24 protein-coding genes are annotated in these 18,233 nt (G+C 37.0%); 8 read left to right on the top strand and 16 right to left on the bottom strand.

Features of this window, described 5'->3' with window-relative positions; all coding sequences use genetic code 11:
• Window positions 1-7: 7 nt before the first annotated feature.
• The 8 genes from GN157_RS15060 to GN157_RS15025 all read right to left on the bottom strand — a co-directional run bounded on the left by GN157_RS15060 (window position 8) and on the right by GN157_RS15025 (window position 5,802).
• On the bottom strand, window positions 8-670 hold the full coding sequence (locus GN157_RS15060) for a response regulator transcription factor (protein ID WP_157484329.1): 663 nt from the start codon (window positions 668-670) through the stop codon (window positions 8-10).
• A gap of 3 nt (window positions 671-673) precedes the next feature.
• The gene (locus tag GN157_RS15055) at window positions 674-1,996 is read right to left on the bottom strand and encodes a DUF3570 domain-containing protein (RefSeq protein ID WP_157484328.1); all 1,323 of its coding nucleotides are present in this window, start codon (window positions 1,994-1,996) and stop codon (window positions 674-676) included.
• Between the two features lie 2 nt (window positions 1,997-1,998).
• Entirely contained in the window at window positions 1,999-2,208 is a 210-nt protein-coding gene (locus tag GN157_RS15050) for a DUF4266 domain-containing protein (protein ID WP_197429473.1), read from the bottom strand.
• The gene (locus GN157_RS15045) at window positions 2,205-3,191 is read right to left on the bottom strand and encodes an FAD:protein FMN transferase (RefSeq protein ID WP_157484327.1); all 987 of its coding nucleotides are present in this window, start codon (window positions 3,189-3,191) and stop codon (window positions 2,205-2,207) included. Before GN157_RS15045 ends, GN157_RS15050 begins: the two co-directional genes overlap by 4 nt.
• A gap of 3 nt (window positions 3,192-3,194) precedes the next feature.
• The gene (locus GN157_RS15040) at window positions 3,195-3,626 is read right to left on the bottom strand and encodes a thioredoxin family protein (protein WP_157484326.1); all 432 of its coding nucleotides are present in this window, start codon (window positions 3,624-3,626) and stop codon (window positions 3,195-3,197) included.
• A 140-nt stretch (window positions 3,627-3,766) separates the two neighbouring features.
• Window positions 3,767-4,561, bottom strand: a complete 795-nt coding sequence (locus GN157_RS15035; RefSeq protein WP_157484325.1) for a prohibitin family protein — start codon at window positions 4,559-4,561, stop codon at window positions 3,767-3,769.
• A 5-nt stretch (window positions 4,562-4,566) separates the two neighbouring features.
• A complete protein-coding gene (locus tag GN157_RS15030) occupies window positions 4,567-4,761 on the bottom strand; it encodes a hypothetical protein (RefSeq protein ID WP_157484324.1) in 195 nt (64 codons plus the stop codon).
• Window positions 4,762-4,893: 132 nt separating this feature from the next.
• Window positions 4,894-5,802 carry a LysR family transcriptional regulator gene (locus GN157_RS15025; protein WP_157484323.1) on the bottom strand — a complete coding sequence of 303 codons (909 nt, stop codon included), beginning with the start codon at window positions 5,800-5,802 and terminating at the stop codon, window positions 4,894-4,896.
• A gap of 103 nt (window positions 5,803-5,905) precedes the next feature.
• Here GN157_RS15025 and GN157_RS15020 point away from each other — a divergent pair, with 103 nt between their 5' ends.
• Both GN157_RS15020 and GN157_RS15015 read left to right on the top strand, forming a co-directional pair.
• A complete protein-coding gene (locus GN157_RS15020) occupies window positions 5,906-6,508 on the top strand; it encodes an NAD(P)H-dependent oxidoreductase (RefSeq protein ID WP_157484322.1) in 603 nt (200 codons plus the stop codon).
• Window positions 6,495-6,785: a putative quinol monooxygenase gene (locus GN157_RS15015; RefSeq protein ID WP_157484321.1), complete on the top strand. Its 291-nt coding sequence runs from the start codon at window positions 6,495-6,497 to the stop codon at window positions 6,783-6,785. The genes GN157_RS15020 and GN157_RS15015 overlap by 14 nt, the downstream gene beginning before the upstream one ends.
• A 27-nt stretch (window positions 6,786-6,812) precedes the next feature.
• On the opposite strand, the gene GN157_RS15010 is transcribed toward GN157_RS15015, so the two are convergent.
• Window positions 6,813-8,396, bottom strand: a complete 1,584-nt coding sequence (locus GN157_RS15010) for a L,D-transpeptidase family protein (protein WP_157484320.1) — start codon at window positions 8,394-8,396, stop codon at window positions 6,813-6,815.
• A 208-nt stretch (window positions 8,397-8,604) separates the two neighbouring features.
• Here GN157_RS15010 and GN157_RS15005 point away from each other — a divergent pair, with 208 nt between their 5' ends.
• The 4 genes from GN157_RS15005 to GN157_RS14990 all read left to right on the top strand — a co-directional run bounded on the left by GN157_RS15005 (window position 8,605) and on the right by GN157_RS14990 (window position 10,116).
• Complete coding sequence (locus GN157_RS15005) at window positions 8,605-8,859, top strand: hypothetical protein (RefSeq protein WP_157484319.1); 255 nt, start codon at window positions 8,605-8,607, stop codon at window positions 8,857-8,859.
• 138 nt (window positions 8,860-8,997) lie between these two features.
• The gene (locus GN157_RS15000) at window positions 8,998-9,366 is read left to right on the top strand and encodes a helix-turn-helix domain-containing protein (protein ID WP_157484318.1); all 369 of its coding nucleotides are present in this window, start codon (window positions 8,998-9,000) and stop codon (window positions 9,364-9,366) included.
• A gap of 11 nt (window positions 9,367-9,377) precedes the next feature.
• The gene (locus GN157_RS14995) at window positions 9,378-9,650 is read left to right on the top strand and encodes a hypothetical protein (RefSeq protein ID WP_157484317.1); all 273 of its coding nucleotides are present in this window, start codon (window positions 9,378-9,380) and stop codon (window positions 9,648-9,650) included.
• Window positions 9,651-9,861: 211 nt separating this feature from the next.
• Complete coding sequence (locus GN157_RS14990; RefSeq protein WP_157484316.1) at window positions 9,862-10,116, top strand: hypothetical protein; 255 nt, start codon at window positions 9,862-9,864, stop codon at window positions 10,114-10,116.
• A 46-nt stretch (window positions 10,117-10,162) separates the two neighbouring features.
• On the opposite strand, the gene GN157_RS14985 is transcribed toward GN157_RS14990, so the two are convergent.
• The 5 genes from GN157_RS14985 to GN157_RS14965 form a co-directional block, all read right to left on the bottom strand.
• Window positions 10,163-11,176 carry a M28 family metallopeptidase gene (locus GN157_RS14985; RefSeq protein WP_157484315.1) on the bottom strand — a complete coding sequence of 338 codons (1,014 nt, stop codon included), beginning with the start codon at window positions 11,174-11,176 and terminating at the stop codon, window positions 10,163-10,165.
• Between the two features lie 39 nt (window positions 11,177-11,215).
• Window positions 11,216-12,235 carry a DUF3667 domain-containing protein gene (locus GN157_RS14980; RefSeq protein ID WP_157484314.1) on the bottom strand — a complete coding sequence of 340 codons (1,020 nt, stop codon included), beginning with the start codon at window positions 12,233-12,235 and terminating at the stop codon, window positions 11,216-11,218.
• Window positions 12,236-12,358: 123 nt separating this feature from the next.
• Window positions 12,359-12,832 (bottom strand): hypothetical protein, encoded by a 474-nt coding sequence (locus GN157_RS14975; protein ID WP_157484313.1) that lies wholly within the window; start codon window positions 12,830-12,832, stop codon window positions 12,359-12,361.
• Window positions 12,833-12,872: 40 nt separating this feature from the next.
• A complete protein-coding gene (locus GN157_RS14970; protein WP_157484312.1) occupies window positions 12,873-13,637 on the bottom strand; it encodes a dienelactone hydrolase family protein in 765 nt (254 codons plus the stop codon).
• A 90-nt stretch (window positions 13,638-13,727) separates the two neighbouring features.
• Entirely contained in the window at window positions 13,728-14,276 is a 549-nt protein-coding gene (locus tag GN157_RS14965) for a type 1 glutamine amidotransferase domain-containing protein (protein ID WP_157484311.1), read from the bottom strand.
• A 161-nt stretch (window positions 14,277-14,437) separates the two neighbouring features.
• On the opposite strand from GN157_RS14965, the gene GN157_RS14960 reads away from it, so the two are divergent.
• Window positions 14,438-15,130 carry a DUF421 domain-containing protein gene (locus tag GN157_RS14960; protein WP_157484310.1) on the top strand — a complete coding sequence of 231 codons (693 nt, stop codon included), beginning with the start codon at window positions 14,438-14,440 and terminating at the stop codon, window positions 15,128-15,130.
• A gap of 58 nt (window positions 15,131-15,188) precedes the next feature.
• Here GN157_RS14960 and GN157_RS14955 read toward each other — a convergent pair whose 3' ends face one another.
• Window positions 15,189-16,505, bottom strand: a complete 1,317-nt coding sequence (locus GN157_RS14955; RefSeq protein WP_157484309.1) for a hypothetical protein — start codon at window positions 16,503-16,505, stop codon at window positions 15,189-15,191.
• 145 nt (window positions 16,506-16,650) lie between these two features.
• Here GN157_RS14955 and GN157_RS14950 point away from each other — a divergent pair, with 145 nt between their 5' ends.
• Complete coding sequence (locus tag GN157_RS14950) at window positions 16,651-17,145, top strand: GNAT family N-acetyltransferase (protein WP_157484308.1); 495 nt, start codon at window positions 16,651-16,653, stop codon at window positions 17,143-17,145.
• Between the two features lie 17 nt (window positions 17,146-17,162).
• On the opposite strand, the gene GN157_RS14945 is transcribed toward GN157_RS14950, so the two are convergent.
• Window positions 17,163-18,134 carry a YihY/virulence factor BrkB family protein gene (locus GN157_RS14945; RefSeq protein WP_157484307.1) on the bottom strand — a complete coding sequence of 324 codons (972 nt, stop codon included), beginning with the start codon at window positions 18,132-18,134 and terminating at the stop codon, window positions 17,163-17,165.
• Window positions 18,135-18,233 lie beyond the last annotated feature (99 nt).

Raw genomic sequence — 18,233 nt, 5'->3', positions numbered from 1 at the left:
TTATGGGTTATTCTTCTGCAATATAGCCTATTCCGCGCACTGTTTTAATAAAGTCGTCCTCTTTTTTAAGGTTGAGTTTTTTGCGCAGGGCATTTATAAAAACATCAATAACTCCGGTGTCATATTCAAAATGAATATCCCACACATCCTGTATTATTTGCTGGCGTGTACAAACATTCCCTTTGTTTTGAATAAGGTATACTAACAGGTCATACTCCCTTTGGGTAAGGGCAACTTCTTTACCGTTATGCCATACCTGATGCTTGTTTTGTATAATACGGGTATTACCTATGGTTAGCTCATTGGTATCCTGCATATAACGGAAGTGAATGTTGATGCGCTCTACCAGTTCCTGAAAACTAAACGGTTTCTTGATATAATCGTTAGCTCCTGCCTTTAGGCCTTCAATGGTTTCCTGCACGGTATCTTTTGCCGTTAGGAAAATAATAGGGGTTTTGGTATCGGTTGCCCTTACGGCACGGCATACCTCAATACCCGAAAAACCGGGCATCATCCAGTCCAGCAGTATAAGGTCGGGGTTTTTATCTATTATATCGTTATAAGCGTCTTTTCCGTTTTCAGATATGAATACCTCAAAACCTTCTTCCTCAAGCCCCTGCTTCAGGAAGTTAGTAATGCCTTTTTCATCTTCTGCTATAAGGATTCTCATAATTTACTGTTGTACAAATTTGATACCGAAAGATACAATATTTGCGTCTAAACCATCACTGCGGGAGTAGTGATTAAAACGCAGGTCAATGTTTTTGATTCCGTAACCCCAAATTCTTGCTGCGGCAAAAATATCGGTATAGTTTACACCGAAACCATACTGGTGGGCATCGAAAGTTGAAAGGTCATAATCACTGGTGTAATACTGCTCTGTAGACAAATGCATGTTATATGGAGCAAAGTACTTAGATCCTTGTTGTGTGTAATACCTGTACATAGGGAACACCGTGAACCTGTCGTTCAGTTTTATTGGTAATTCTATATTGGCGGTGTGCGAACTTAACCCCCAGTCGTCGGTATAAAAACGATAGTAGGTACGTACCACAAGCCATTGGTTAACATAATAGTTTAATCGTGCGCCTACAGGCAGTTTAAAGCGGTTATCCGGCAGGCGTTCTATATCATCGGCAAGATGAAACTCGTTAATGAAAGAATCGGCGACATCGGCAAAATACACCCTTTGGTAAGGGGTAGAGAGTAATCCCTGTTGATATAGTAAATCGGCAAACAGGGAGAACTGCATCTTATCTGTAGCTACCTGCGAGAAGCTAAACGACATAGAATAGGAGTTTCTGTTCTTTTTAGGATGTGGCGAAAACCTGCTGGGATTATAATCGGTATTACCGGTAATGGTAAAGCGATTGAATATCCCTCCGTTAAGGTCGTAACCGTTATTGTAAAAATCCTGTAATTCCTTTGGGTAAATAGGTCTCCAGCTATCCAGGTACACATTACCCGAGACATTCACTTCACTATTCTTATCGTTAAACAGTTTGGTATAACCACCACCAAAGCCTAATGATGAATAATCATACTCGGTTGATCCCGATAGGTGGGCGTTCCAAATGTCGTTTCTGTCGTCTGAACTATGGCTGAAATTAACCACGAGGGAGGTAAGCATATCTGAAGCGGATGCTCCCGAACTTGCCTGCCACGGACTTGGTGTACTGCTGTCAAACGGATTGATGTTCCCCGAAGATGCGGATGAATAGGCCGACAATCCGGCATCTACGGTAAGAACATCGTCATCATTCAATGGCATTGCTACCACTATAGTAGGAGTAACGTCAGACAGTTTCTCCATACCTTTACCTCCTGCAACAGCAGAGTGTACACCATCCTGCTGATAGTAACTCATTAAAAAGTCGACTTCGGTACTTTCCAGTACTCTCTTTTTATAAGTTACCTTTGTGCTATCCTGTTCCTGTTGTGCCACTGCGGCAACCGAGGTTAATAATAATATGCTAAATAATGTAATTCGTTTCATGCTTAATTACAGCCACAGCCTCCTCCTGTTTTTCCTCCGTTAGCACCTGCTGCAGCTTCCCTGTATACCTGAAAATTGGTTTCAAAACGTTCGGTAGGGCGTGCCGATAGTTTCATATCGGGATCGTTTATATACTGTTTCTCGTATTCTTTAACCGAGTTGCACGATTGTAGCGCCATTAGCACTACGCCCAGTATTAGTATCTTTTTCATGGTTTGTATTTCTCTATATCTATATTCTGTGAAACATGAATGTTTCCTTTATCGTCTACTATTATGCATTCTATGCCTTTAAGCTGGTTTATAAGGTTGAGACCAACTTCAATACCCATTACAAAAACCGAAGTAGCCAGTGCATCTGAAATTTCGGTAGTCTTTGCAAATACCGAAACACTTACAATTCCCGTTGCCGGATAACCCGTTCTCGGGTCAATAATGTGAGAGTAGCGCTTACCGTTAAACACCACATATTTTTCGTAACTGCCCGATGTTTCAATAGCGCTGTCTTCCAGCGGGAACATCGCAAACACCTTGTTTTTGTTCATTGGGTTTACAATACCTACTGTCCATTGACTTCCGTCAGGCTGTCTGCCCCAAGCATTAATATCGCCCGATACATTTACAAGCCCCGATGTACACCCGTTGGTATAAAGCAGTTCTTTTATCTTATCGGCTATATACCCCTGACCAATACCGCCCATTCCCAACTTCATTCCCTTGTCTTTAAGGAATACGGTACTGTTTTTCTTATCAAGGATTATTTTTTCATATCCTATTTTCTCAACTGATTTTTTAATAGCTTCTTCCGATGGCATTTCTTTCATACTGCCGTCAAACTTCCAAATCCTGTCCATTGAGGCATACGAAATATCAAAAGCCCCATCGGTTAGCTTGGATATCCTGATCGCCCTTTCAATAAGCGCCATCAGCTCTTCGCTAACCTTTACGGGCTTTACTCCGGCGTTATCATTAATTGCCGAAACCTGCGTAGTGGGGATCCAGTCGGATATAACATTTTCTATACGTTTTACTTCTGCAACGGCAAGGTCTATGTATTTGTTAGCCTGTACCGTATCTTTTGCTACTACTGTAATCTCAAAAGGGCTTCCCAGCATGGAGAGTTTCCTTTTGTGGGCTATTTGCCCGTAGCTGCCTGTAAAGCATAGCAGCAGCAAAAAGAATATTATTTTTTTCATGGCCTATTTTTCCATTGAATGCAACAGTTCGATGTATTCTTTAGGGGATATATTTTTAAAACCGGTTTTACCCAGTACTTTTCCTGTTTTGTCTATTACCACAACCAGAGGGAAATAGCCTTCACGGTTGTATTTTTCTGCCAGTTGGTCGTTATGCTTTTGTTGTGCTTCCGGCAGGGCATTTTGTTTCTTTTTAGGGAAGTCGGCTTTAAGAAGCACCCATTTTTCGGCTGATTCTTTTTTAAACTCATCCGACTGCCATATGTTCCTGTCCAGTTTTATACAGGGAGCGCACCAGTCTGACCCCGAAAAAACAAGAATGATATTTTTATTTTCCCTGGCAGCAAGTGCCTTGGCATCATCTATATTGTTGTTCCAGTTTTGGGCAAAAGCCGGAGCACTTATCAGTAATAGTAAGATTAGTATTTTTTTCATGATTATAAATTTATACAAATTAACGCTTGGTTTGGTGCTGCGCGTATGCCTGTAGCTGTTTCTTAAGCCAATTTTAAGAAACAAAAAATCCCGAAGCACCGGCTTCGGGATTATATAGTAACTGTTTTGTTTTTAACGTGTTAGTTTACACTTTTAAAGAAAGCAGGGGAGTTACCGTATATGGCGGTTTTACCATCCCATTTTTCTATAAACTGCTGTTGAATAAGCAGGCTGTTTAACGATTGTTTACGCAGTTCGTTAGCACGGGCTTCAGCTTCTGCCTGTACAATTAGTTTTTTAGCTTCTGCCTGAGCAATTTTAAGCTCGTTTTCAACTTTCATGGCCTGTTGTACGGCGGCATTTTTGGCATTAATAGCCTGAGTGATTGATTCAGGATATTCTATACCGCTTGTCATTTGTTCCAGTGAAAAACCTTCTCTGTTCAGTAAGTCGCCCATATTGGTTTGAATAGAATGCTCAAACCTTTCACGGTTACTTATAATACTATCGGTAGTATACTTATTGAACTCAATACGGAAAGCATCCTTAATGTAGTTGAACAGGGTAGTTTCGGTAATTTCCTTTATGTCTTTACGGTACTTTTTAAATATTACCGGACTGTGCCCGTCTTTAACCTTAAAGGATAGGGTAGGATCTACCGAGAAAACCGAACCGTCTTTAGCATTAACCGTAAACGATTCATAGTTTATGGTTTGTACATAGGTAGGGAATTCGTATACATCCTCTGTAAGTGGATTGTACCAAACCCTACCGGTAACAAGGCTTACATCCTGAACCCCTTTGTCACTACCGTATAGTTTAACCAGGATACCTTCGTAACCTGCGTCTATACGTTCGTTACACGAAATAAATGCAATAAGCATGAATACGCCTAAAATAATGGCGGTAAAAATAAATGTAATTCTCTTTTTCATTGTTTTTAAAATAGTTTTTTACGTATGTATAATATTGATTTAAGAAGGAAGAAAAAAGTAACACACAGCAAAATCACACCACCCAGTACCTGAGTGTCTGATTTTGCACTGAGCATATGGAATGCCTGTGTGGTTATCCATAATACAGCCAGAATTAATAGCGGTATGACCGAAAGGATAACGATTTTTTGTGTTTTCATTGAAGTAATTGTATAAGGTGTTTTAACAAAATTTTACCCTGTTAAATTACGAAAAATTTTCCGATTTTGCAACTATATTGGGCGATAGCGCGCATGTGACTATGATTTAGGTAATTGCAAAATGTTAAAATATTAAGGTGTTGGTCTTCCCATTTCTTCCCTGAATATTTTTTTGATACTTTCTATTTCATCGGCATATATTGTTTTCTTTCTCGTACCGAAGTTTAGGGTATTCACCACCTTGTTTTTGCCTTCCCAAAGCAGTTTTAACTGTTTGCTTTCTATCTCTTTTCTGCATAGGAAATCGGGGATAACGGCAAGTCCCGTACCGCTGCTTAGGCAGCGCACAATGGAGTTGAGATTGGGAACTATATAGTTAGGTCTGAAATCAGGGTGCTTGTCTAGGTTTTGCTTCCAAAAACGCCTTAAATGTTCCATATCGCCCGTTGTGCCATACCATTTTTGTTCCTTCAGCCACTTTTCTATGTCTTTAGGATTATCTTTTTTGATGAGTGAATTCAGGGCTTTATCGTCTGTATTGTTACCACCTACAAGGACTATGGTTTCGTATGAGAAAGGTTCGTAATCAATATCCTTACTGTTTATAGCCTGAGGTGTAATAATAAGGTCGAGTATTCCTTTTTCAAGACTATCCACCATTTCAGGATATTCCCCAAACTTAATAATGATATTAAACGGAAAGAAAGCAATATAAGGCTCCAGTGTTGTTTGAAAAGTTTCAAAGCACATACCTATACTTATTGTTGGTGTATGCTTTTCGGTACTGCGCTGAAAGCTTTTTTCTGCTTCTTCCAGTTTGGTAATTGGTTCGATAATAAAATTGTATAGTGCCTTACCTCTTTCGGTAGGTATCATTCGGCGCCCCCTTCGTTCAAAAAGTTTGTACCCTGTGTAGTTTTCAAGTGAACTTAAATGCAAACTAACACCGGGTTGGGAGATGTAAAGTTCCTCGGCAGCACCGGTAAGTGTTCCGGTTTTGTATATGGTTTTAAACGTACGATACCATTCTAAATTTACCATAGCTAAACTATTATTATAATAATACAAAGGTATGAATTATGTTATTTTTATAATAGGTTAACCCGTAATAACTTTGCATTGTAAATTTTAAAGGAAACATAAAATGAAAAAAATATTTGTAATAAACGGAGGTCAAAGCTTTGGTCATTCGGGAGGGAAGTTCAATGAAACCATAGCTAACGAGACGGTAGCCTTTTTTGCTGAAAATGAAGATTATGAAGTGCAGGTTACACATATTAGTGATGATTATGACCCTGTTGCCGAGGTTGATAAGTTTACCTGGGCCGATGTGATTATTTATCATACGCCGATATGGTGGTTCCAATTGCCTCATAATTTTAAAAAGTATATTGATGAGGTATTTACCGTAGGACATAACAAAGGTATATATAGGAGTGACGGACGATCATCTGAAAATCCGGCAATAAATTATGGTACAGGCGGACTAATGCATGGCAAGAAATATATGCTAACCACTTCATGGAATGCACCGCAAGAAGCCTTTACTTTACCGGGTGAGTTTTTTATGGAAAAAAGTGTTGATGAAGGACCATTATTCGGTTTTCACCGTATGAATGCTTTTACGGGTATGCAGCCACTTAAAAGTATTCATTTCCATGACGTGGAAAAGAATGCCGATGTAGAGAAGGATGTTAAAGTATATAACCAACACCTTACCGAAGTTTTTACCCATGTCGCAAATTAATTTAACTGCTATAGTAAAGAGCCTTCCTGAAAAAATGGAGGAAACAAAGGCTACGTTGCAGGAAATGGTTTTTTATTCCATTAAGGAAAAAGCCTGCCTTAAGTATGAATTGCATCAGTCACAAACCGAACCATATGTTTTTATTTTCCATGAAATTTGGAAGAGTAGGGAAGACCTAGACCTGCACAATAAGCAGCCTTACATAACAGGATTTATTGAAAAATCAACCGAATTGCTACAGGAACCTGTTTCGGTTTATATTACCGATATTATATAAAAAATCCCCTCAAGTGAGGGGATTTTGTTACATATATAGCATATCTGCCAGTCGGTCATCGCGCTTGTAAACATCATCAAAAAATACTACGTTACCGTTCTTATCGGCCCAAGCCGTAAAATAGGTAAGGAATACAGGGATTTTTTCCTTGAGCCTGTATATGTTTTCACTGCTTTTATGCATAGCGGCATCTACCTGTTTTTCGGTCCATCCTCCGTCTTTTGAGGTAATAGCTATAGCAAGTTCACGTGCTTTTTGTACCCTTACACACCCGTGGCTAAAGGCTCTGTCTTCTCTACTAAACAGGCTTTTTGCCGGAGTATCGTGCAGGTAAATATTATTTGAATTAGGGAACATAAATTTAACCAGCCCCAATGAGTTGTTTTTACCCGGTTTTTGCCTTACACTCTTACCGTTCCATTCCATATTGTGCTGGGCAAGGTAATCAGGGTTTTTGGCAATAGCGGGCTCTATTTCGTTTCTAAGAATACTTGTAGGTACATTCCAGTAAGGGCTAAATGCCAGGTAGCTCATTTCTCCGCTAAAAATTACGGTTTTATGTAGTGCTTTACCCACAACCACATTAGATATTAGCACGGTATCTTTATCTCTAAAATAATATAACCTGTATGAAGGGATGTTTACCGCTATATATTCCTTCTCGTTGTTTATGGATGAAGGTACCCAACGGCAACGTTCCATATTAACAGTAATGGTTTTTATACGCTCTTCTACCGGAACGTTAAGTTCAGCAAGAATATCTTTAGTGATAGCTTTACTTTGGTTTCTGTAATGTACTTTTTCATACCTGTTAATAGCAGTAAGCAATTCGTCGTCAAATACTTTGCTACCCGAATCGTTTTTAAGGTAACCTTCTGTAAAAACCCTTTTTCTAACCTCTGTTACAGTAACCGATGAATCTCCGGGTTTAATTGATTTTACACCTTCCTCAAAAGCAATTTTGGTATTCCATCCACCGTTCTTTTCAATGGTACGGTATTTTTCAAGTCCTTTTCTAAGGTTGTAATACTGAGTGAAAACCTCGTCTCTGTCTTTTTTAATCAGTTCGGGCTTTCTCATAAGGGTGTCAAGGTAGCTTACATAATCTACCCTGTCACGCGGCAGATACCAGCCTGTCGCTTCACTTTCTGATGGGTCAAGCCCCTGCAGTACGTTTTTGGCATAATAGAAATACATGGAGCTTACCAGTAGTTCAGATTCTGTATCAGGCTTACTGTTTCCTGCAAAAAATAACTGGTCTACACTATCTTTGTAGGGCATATTTTTTTTAACGCCTTCCTCTTCAAGATTTGAGGATAAATGATGTAGTACATCGGCAAATTCAATTAGTCCCTTATCATCATGCCATATGTAATGATCGTGCTTGCGGTATAGTTTTTTTATCTCTCCTTCAAACTTTTTAAAATCGGGATATTTTTGAAAAAAAGCATCAAATTTTGTGGTGTCTATGGGTATAATATTATCATGTTCGTGTACATCTGCACGAGCAATTTCTTCAATTTCTTTTTCTTCTTCGGTTTTCTTTTTGCAGGAAAATACTGCAAGTAAGGTAATTACGGTAAATAGGGTTAATAAAAGGGGTCTTTTCATAGTTTTCAAACTTTTTTCTAAAATTAAATAAAAAACACATGAAAATCTTTGTTTTAATAAAAATGTAATCTATATTTAACTAATGTTTATTATTTTTTGCTAAAAAAAAATTGAAGTTTCTTAAAATTTTAAATAATTAGTAAAATTTTAGTATTTTTTTGAATTAGTGTACGTATTTTTGTGACTTAATGAGGAAAGAGAAAATGTCATGTCTGAGTATACTAACATAGGGAGTCGCATAAGCGTTTCTGCAATAAGGGATTACCTGTTTGCAAAAAAGATTGAAAAAGGTGATTCGTTAGTGCTTAACAGTGCCGATTATGAACACCTTGTAGAAGAAATTAAAAAGAAAAGTGAGCCAATAGAAATACCTTTAAACATTTTTGGCGTGCTTATTGTAAAAGATAAAAGTGGGAGAGTGCCCACAGGAAAAGTACAGATTGTTGAAGATGACAAAATGTAGTGAGGCTAACAATCTCCATTTAAACAGAAAAAAGCTTCGTAGTAGTGCCCGAAGCTTTTTTTATTTGTGTACCTTTATGATAGTATCTCATTGTTAAAGCTGTCCCTCAATAGGCTTAAATTATAATGTTATTTACTCATGAACGATTACATTGGGCGGAACATAAAGTTTTTATGTGACAGGTACTCGTTGTCACAAGATGAATTTGGGGCTCAATTTGGTCTCAATAAGAGTGTTGTGGGTACATATGTGAGAGGTATTTCTCATCCTAAAATTGACACTATCCAGAAGATTTGTAGTGAATACCGGTTTTCCATGGACGATTTTGTAAATCATGATCTTAGTGAGAAATACACGGGGCATACTCCGGCATCAGGAATGCAAAAGGTTATGGAGGAAGCTGCTGTATATAAGGCGGAAAATGCCGCACTACTAAAAACCATAGAAGCTCAAAGGGATACTATTGAGGCTATGCGTGTAACTATTGATACTTTGCTTAAACGATAAATTGCTGAGTGATGAAAGAGAATTTTAAAATAATATTAGCTGCTTTACAGGAAGCAGGAATGGAAATGGGGCAGGCTCAGTTTAGCATTACAGAGTATTCGCTTAAAACCCGACTTAGTTTTAAATTTGAACATATAAATGAGTTTCTGGATTTTTTACAGTTAGAAGCATCTCATAATGATGAAAAATCAGATCACATCAAAAACATCCTTATAGAAGAGGGAATTAATCCCGAAAACTTTTTTTACGTTAACTTTTATAAGACAAAGGTTACCGAACTTTAAAATTTTCAACAACTGTTAAAGTGAGAAAATTAACCTAAAAAAAAGTTAATAACACATAATAATTTCTAATTTTGCCCGATATAAGTATGTTAACATGTAGGCGGGCAAACTCAGGTACTATGAGGGAATGAAAATGGTAATATACTTTTCCCCTTAAAACTGTACTTGTTATTCCTTACATTTTATTGCTGGCAAAAAAAGAAAAAGAAAAATGAAGCTGTTTTCACTGCTGCTGTCTGTTATTATGTTTTTTGTATCTCTGTATTTTTTCAGTATACAATTAGGTAGTATAGATAGTTTAAACGATGTAATTTATATCTCTCTTTTAGTTACCCTTATGGCTATATGTGTAGTAGGGGTGATTATTAACTGGGATATTTTAAAGAAGAAGAAAAACAACAAAGAGAATGTAATACTTTTTGTGAGTAACAGTTTTTCAAGAAAAGAAAAGAAGAACAAAAAATAAAAAACTCCAGTACTGTACCGGAGTTTTTTATTTATATCTATAGTGTTTATTTACCGTCTTTATCTACAACAGGTCTTTCGTCTCTGTTTGCAAGTTCCCAAGCAGTAACAAAAGCAAGTTGGGCTCTTTTTGCCAGTAAGTCATATTCAATTTTATCGGGTGTATCGGTTGGCTGATGATAATCAGCATGTACACCGTTAAAGTAAAATATAATAGGGATTCCTTTTTTAGCGAAGTTGTAGTGATCTGACCTGTAGTAAAACTGGTTAGGATCGTTTCGCTCATTGTATCTGTAATCCAGTTGCAGGTTAACGTATTTTTTGTTTGCCTCTTCGTTTATGTTGTGTAAATCGGTACTTAACCTGTCTGACCCGATAACATATACATAATTACCATCATCTTTATGGTCGTCGTCCCTGCGGCCTATCATATCGATATTTAGGTCGGTTATAGTATTAGCGATAGGGAATAACGGATGCTCAGAATAGTAACGTGAACCATGAAGCCCATGCTCTTCACCGGTAACGTGAAGGAAAAGGATGGAACGTTTTGGACCGTGACCGTCTTTTTTAGCTTTCATAAATGCCTGAGCTATTTCAAGAAGCGCTACAGTACCCGATCCGTCATCATCGGCACCATTGTATATCTCTCCGTTTTTCATACCTACGTGGTCGTAGTGAGCAGAGATAATAAGTATTTCTTCCGGTTTTTCGGTTCCTTCAATAAACGCCCAAATGTTTTCAGAATCATTAAGTTTAGGACTAAACGGTCTTCTCATAAACTCAGACGGTACGGTTTGATACCAGCCTTCTGCTGCTTTAGGGTGTGATATGTCATTAGCCTTATACTGGCTAATAAGGTACTTACCTGCTTTTTTTTGTCCTTCTTCTCCGGTATTACGACCCTGCATTTCATCTGATGCTACAATGTAAAGATGTGTTTTTAAATCATCTGCCGTAATAGTATTCATGTACTTGGATACATAATCCTTATTTTTTGTGTTTGTCGACCCGCATGATATTGCAAGGCAGGACAACGAAAGCAGCAATAATCTATTCATAAATATATTTTGGTTTATTAAGAGCTTAAAGATAGGAATTTAATGCAGGTTGTAAAATGCAAATGTTATAAAAACGATTGTTAGAAAAATTATTGATACAAGGTTTATAATTAACATTAATGTGCATTTTATAAAATTAATTATCCATTTTTCATGATACATTTTTCTATGTGACCTGTAAAAATAATATACAGTCCATAACATTGTTAATAGAACAAATATAGCTACCAATATATTGGAAAAATCAGTTTCAATTGGAATTATGAAATGTCCTATAGTTGCCAACATTAAAGTTGCTAATAGTAAGAAAGAGAAATAATGTAATGTAAAAATGCCATGATCAAAAAAGTACCACCTTTTTTTACCGTGAAAGAGCCATAGTATAAAAGCAAAAAACGGCATATATACAAAGATAGCTTTAGAGATATTATGACTTACAGATTCCATAATTTTTTCTCCTACTTGTAAGGGGGTATTGTGTTTATATAGAGTTAGTATTTTTTTTCCTATTTTATATTTAAACGAATTTAATTTGAGGTGTTCTGGTTTTATTGCCTCGATAGAATCCATTTCTTTTATGGATTTATAAGTCATAGGATTACTTATCAAAAAACCAGTTTCATTAAAAGTTAATTTTCTTATAGATATATCTTGTTTAGTATTTATTTTTTCATCAAGAGTTACATGTCTTTCTTCCTGTATTTCTTGAGCAGCATGTTCTGTTGTTTCCTTATCTTTATTTGTAAAGTCAGGATATAGGTTGGGTAAAAAGAAGGTAATAAAACTTATAAAAATATAAAGTTTCACTGGTGCTACATAGCGTTGCCTGTAACCTTCAAGGTATTCTTTAGTTAGTTTAGCAGGTCTTAACAGTAGGTATTTAATGGTTTTCCAAAAGGCACTGTCATAATGGGTAAAATCTTCGGCAAAATGGGTTATTAAATGCCAAAAACTCTGACGCGTTTCAACATTTTTTTGTCCACATTTGGAGCAGTAGGCAACATCTACAGTATACCCGCAGTTTTCGCATTCTTTTTCGGTACGTAAATCACCAGACATAGTTTTAATAATTAGAGGCGGTTTGTTAATTTGTTGTTTAGGTGTTAAAACTATAAAAAAAAGATAATAAAAAACAAAAAAGCCAAACTTTAAGTTTGGCTTTTTGTAATATGTTTTTGATTTTTAAAAATCAGTATATGGGTTTGGTATGGCTTCTTCCATAACTTTTCTTAATATGTCAGGGCCATATTTTAGTAAGCATTTTTGCATGAAATTAAAATATTCCTGATTCTTCATAAATGAGGTCATTCCAACAGTCTGTATATTATCCCATTCTTTTTTTGCCTCTTCATAGCTGGTGAATTGGGTTTTATCAAGGTTGTTTTTTATCCACTCCAGTGTTGCATTTACATCATTGCCTATAGCATCTCTCATTTTTCTGAGCTCTTTGATTTTATCATAAAAATCATCCATGAGTTTTAAGTGCTTTACTCTATCTTCAGAATTTTCATAAGCAATGTGGAGTTCCTTTAGTTGTTCAAAGTCTTTTTCATATGTACTTTCTTCAACGGCTTTCTTAGAAGAATTATCCTCTGTTGTTTGTGCAGTTAAAGTTAGGGAAAGAATTGAAAATGAAAGGGTGTATAAAAATTTCATGTATTAGGTAAGGTTTATAATTTTCACAAACATAAAAAAATTATTTAAGTACTTCCTTTAAGAATAATAAAAAATGCTCCCAACTTCTTTTGTCGGCTTTTTCATTATAGGCAGCACCCTTTGAGTTATCGTTACCGGCTTCTTTTTCGGTAAAAGCATGTACGGCACCGCTATAGTAAACCATTTGCCAGTCGGCATTGCTGCTGTTCATTTCCTGTTGGAACGACTGTATATCGCTTTGAGGAACGTGTGGGTCATCTGCACCGTGTAATACCAATACTTTTGTTGTGATGGTATTGTTTTCTCTCGAGACATCTTTACCAAGCCCACCGTGGAAAGAAACCACACCTCTTACATTAAGGTTACCTCTGGCAGCCTCCAGTGCACCTGTACCTCCAAAACAGTAACCTATAACAACAATATTATTAGCATCGGCTCCTGATTTAATAAGTTGTTCCAATGCCAGTGTTATTCTTTTTTGATACTCTTTATAGTTGGTTTTATAGTGCCCTGACTGTTGTGCGGCTTCGTTAGTATTGGTAGGGTAGTTGCCTTCACCATAAATATCGGCAATAAAAGCGTGATACCCCATGCCAGACAGTTTTTGGGCTACTTCTTTAGAGTGATTATTAATCCCTTTCCAGGCAGGGAGTATTAGTATGCCGGGATTGTTGTTATTCGGTTTAGAGGGTATCGCTGCAAAACCGTTAAGTTTTTGGTTTCCGTCGTTATACGATACAGGTTTAAGCTGTGCTTGTGAAATGGTTGTCATACAAAGTGCTATAAAAAGGTAAATGGTTTTCATGGTATGATTAGTTTATAGGTAAATATAAAAAAGAAAGCTTTTAGAAACAATCTCTAAAAGCTTTCGGTGAATTAAAGTATTAACCCTAATTTATGCTCTTTGCAGCTCGTGCTTACCTTCTTTAATTTCCTCTACCATTTTTTTATTAAAAGCCGGCAGGTCGTTAGGGGTACGGCTTGTAACCAGTCCGTTATCCACAACCACTTCTTCATCAGTCCATTTTGCTCCTGCATTTATAAGGTCTGTTTTAACCGATGAGAACGATGTTATTTTTCTGCCGTCTACCACATCGGCCTCAATAAGCATTTGCGGACCGTGGCAAATGGCGGCTACAGGTTTTTTCTGTTCAAAGAAATCTTTCACAAACTGAACCGCTTTTTTATCCCTTCTTAATAAATCAGGATTAATAACACCGCCCGGTAATACCAATGCATGATAATCTGATACAGAGGCTTCACTTACAGTACGGTCTACCGTGAAATCTTTCCCCCAGTTGCCGTTTGTCCACGATTTGATAGTACCACTCTCCAGGCTAACAATTTCGGCAGTCCAGCCCTGTTGTTCCAAATATTCTTTTGGTGATTGTAATTCGCTCTCTTCAAATCCATTAGTCGCCAGTATGGCTACTCTCTTTTCCATGATTTTTATTTTTTTGATGGTTAGTAAATTATTTTAGTACTATAAAATTAAGGCATCAAAAACGGCTCTTGTTTTAAGGCTGTACTAAAGTTGTGCTAATGTTTGTTAAGTAAGAAAATATTAGTAGTAATTTTAAGATGATTCAATTTAAAATACTGAAAATGAATACTTTTTTTGAATGGGATAGGATATTTTTTAATGATTTACCTGTCTCTTTTTTGCTTGAAGTTGTGTTTAGAACGGTGGTAATGTTTGTTATGGTTTTACTAACGCTAAAGCTTACCGGAAAGAGAGGAGTAAAGCAACTTTCAGTCTTTGAGGTAGTAATAATTATTTCGCTTGGCAGTGCTGCCGGCGACCCTATGTTTTATAAAGACGTAGGTATTATACCTGCTATAACCGTTTTTGTATGTATACTTATTATGTATAGAGTTATAACAGTATTACTGGGTAAGAGCAAGAAGTTTGAAATTTTTATGGAAGGTAAGGTGCAGTGTTTTGTGGAAGACGGACAGTTTTCCATTAATAACTTTGAAAGGGAAGATCTTGCCAAAGATGAGTTTTTTGCCGAACTCAGATTAAAATCAATAGAGCACTTAGGGCAGGTTAAAAACGCTTATATAGAAACAAACGGTGCTATTAGTGTGTATTTTTATGAAGAGGATGCCATAAAGTACGGACTCCCTATACGTCCTCAGCTATTTGATTTGAAAAGTACTATAGTACCGAAATCAGGGATATATGCCTGTACGTTTTGTGCTAATGTACAACAGTTACAACCTACAAGTGCTGTTTGTTCGGTTTGTGGGAAAAATGAATGGGTAGAGGCAATACGTACCAAACGTGTACAATAAAAAAACACTGTTGTGATGGATACAACAGTGTTTTACATGATAGAATTATAGTAAATAATTAACCTCTTGAATTTCTTGAGTTGTTTGATGACCTAGAAGGAGATGATGTTCTCGCCGGAGAACTGCTCCTTGAAGGTGAACTTGGCCTTACTGAAGGACTACTGCTTCTTGAAGGTGAAGAGCTTCTTATTGACGGGCTACTGGACCTTGACGGAGAACTCGATCTTACAGCCGGAGAACTACTTCTTGAAGGCGATGAACTTCTGATTGTAGAAGAACTGTTATTGCCAGATGAAGGGTTACTCCTTATCATCGGAGAACTACTCCTCGAAGGTGTAGCATCATAACTTCTGGTTGAAGATGATGATGGGGTAGATCTTACAGTATTACTGTTACCGTTTGTTCTTGACGGTGAAGTAGTGGTTCTTGTACTCTGGCTGTTACCGTTACTTCTTGTAGAAGGTGAAGTAATTGCCGAACCTCTTGAAGGTGTTGTTACCCTTACATTTCCGTTATTATCTGTTCTTGCAGAGTTTAAGCTTCTGCCTCGGTTATAATTATTGTCCTGAGATACGCGGGATGGCGTAGTGTAAGAATTTCTGGCAGATGTTGATGCCGAACGTTGTACTCGTGAGCTTTCCCTTGTTTGTTCCAGTGCATATCTGTTAGTAGAGTTTGTTCTGCTTGTAAACGAACGGTTAGGATGTTGTCTTTCATAAGCATTACTTCTCCTTGTGTTATGCATGGCTACCGCTCTGGAGCTTCTTCTGGTAGTTACATAGTTATAAGTGTTGTTTACGTTAATGTGTACGTGGATATTGTTTCTGTATCTGTACACAGGACACGGAGCCCAGTAGCTGTAGTAAGTAGGGTAGTAACCCCAATACCATGGTGAGTAGTACGGACGGTATGATACTGCCCAAAACACATCAAATATTACCGGTCTTGAAACATATACCGGTTCATATATATAATTATCACCATACATGTAAACATCACCTACTACCTGTACCTGTACATTACTGCCGCTTCTTTCCACTTCAATAGTAGCAATATCCTGATAGTTATCTATACCAAGTACGGCTTGTAGTATAATTAAGTGTGTATTGCTTTGTGTTGCTTCTACCACTCTAAGGTAGTCTACATAGTTATCACCATTAAGGTCAAGGTTCGATATTCTGGCATCCGGATCGTTAATTCTTCTTTCAAAGTCTTCAAGATCGGTCGATTCCCCAAAAATAGAGGCAACTGCCCTAAGGTCTAAGTTATCGCTTATATCATTGCTGTTAGCCCTAACGGTGGTAACGTCCTGAGCGAAAATTTGATTTACAGAAAGTAAAACAAAAAGGGCTATATGTAATATTCTCGTTTTCATAGTCTCAAAGTATTTATTTGCCCAAAAAATTAATTTTTTGCTGTTTGATTATAAATAACCAATTACTGTGCCAATAATTTTTATACCTTTATGCTATCGTGTTAAACCCTTTATTTATAAGGGTTTTAAATAAATTGCACTTAATATGGAAATTATAAAAGCCGGCTTTGGTGACTATAACTTAGTTCACACCCTGGCCGAAAAAGTTTGGCCACAAACATATAAAAATATTCTCACTAACGACCAAATTACCTATATGTTTGAAATGATGTATAGTCAAACTGCTTACAATGAGCAAATTGAAAAAAAAGATCATGAGTTTTTACTTATAAGAGATGAGAGTGGTTATTTGGGTTTTGCCTCTTATGAGCTTAACTACAATAATAAACCTATAACCAAAGTACATAAAATATATGTACTACCTCAAACACAGGGTAAAGGTGCCGGGCGTGCTCTTATTGATAAGATATCACAAATAGCTGCAGATAATAATAATACTGTTATATCATTAAACGTAAACATATATAATACTGCTATTGGGTTTTATGAAAAAATAGGCTTTGTTAAAGCAGGGGAGGAAGATATTGATATAGGTAACGGTTACCTTATGGAAGATTATATAATGCAAAAAGCAGTGTAATTACACTGCTTTATTTTTTATCTGGATTTGCTCTCCCTGCTACGGAGAGCTGTTATGGGGAGCACTTTTACTTCCTTTTCGGTTTCTTTTTCCTCTACATACACTGCATAATCGGCAGGTTTGATGGCCGAGCCTATATGTTCTGAATAGGCCTTGGTAAATTCGGCACCAATGTATAATATAGCTGCCGAGAAATATACCCACAATAGTATGACTATTATTGATCCGGCTGCTCCATAGGGAGATCCGGCTGCGGTGGTTTCAATATACAACCCTATAAGGTAACGTCCCAGCATAAAAAGACAGGCCGTAAAAAAGGCTCCAACCCTTACATCTTTCCACGAAATTTGGGCGTCGGGCAGTACTTTGAAAATTACCCCGAATAATACTGTTATTACCCCGAAGTTGATAAGTATATCTATAACATTAACTAATATAACGGCTATTTGTGGGAAATAAGACCTCATGGTATCACTTAACGCCAGTAATACACCGTTTACCAGTAATGATACTATTAGCAGGAATCCCAGCCCTATAATTACAGAGCCCGAAAGTAATCGGTTTTTGATAAGTTTTAGCCATCCTTTTTTTGGCTTAGCTTTTAGTTTCCATATCATATTGATGGAATCCTGTATTTCACTGAACACTGTTGTGGCACCAATAACAAGGGTTACTGCTCCCACAATCATGGAGATATTTGTTTTGCCTGATAGTTCAAGATTCTGAATAATATTTTGTATTTGTAAAGCTGCGTCACTACCTATTAGTCCGTTAATTTCGGCAAAAATTTTACCTTCAACGGCTTCCTTGCCAAAAAATAGTCCGGTTAGTGATATTATAAGTAAAAGTAACGGAGCTAACGAAAAAACCGTATAGTAGGAGAGGGAGGCACTAAGTTTTAGCCCCTTATCCTGCATAAAGCCGATAAACGTATCCTTTATAATTTTTACAATAGGTTTCATGAGTTTTCTTTTAGAATATGCAATCATGGGAGGTGTGTTTGTTGTGTGACTAAGTTATTAAGCCTGTTTTTTAAATACTATAATATTAACATTCTTATAAGGAACTTAAGCAATTTAAAACTGCTT

Origin of the sequence: Flavobacterium rakeshii, from assembly GCF_009741375.1 — a bacterium.
GTDB classification, from domain to species: Bacteria; Bacteroidota; Bacteroidia; order Flavobacteriales; family Flavobacteriaceae; genus Flavobacterium; species Flavobacterium rakeshii.
Note: the sequence above shows the minus strand (reverse complement) of the source record. Positions and strands in the feature narration are given on the sequence as shown.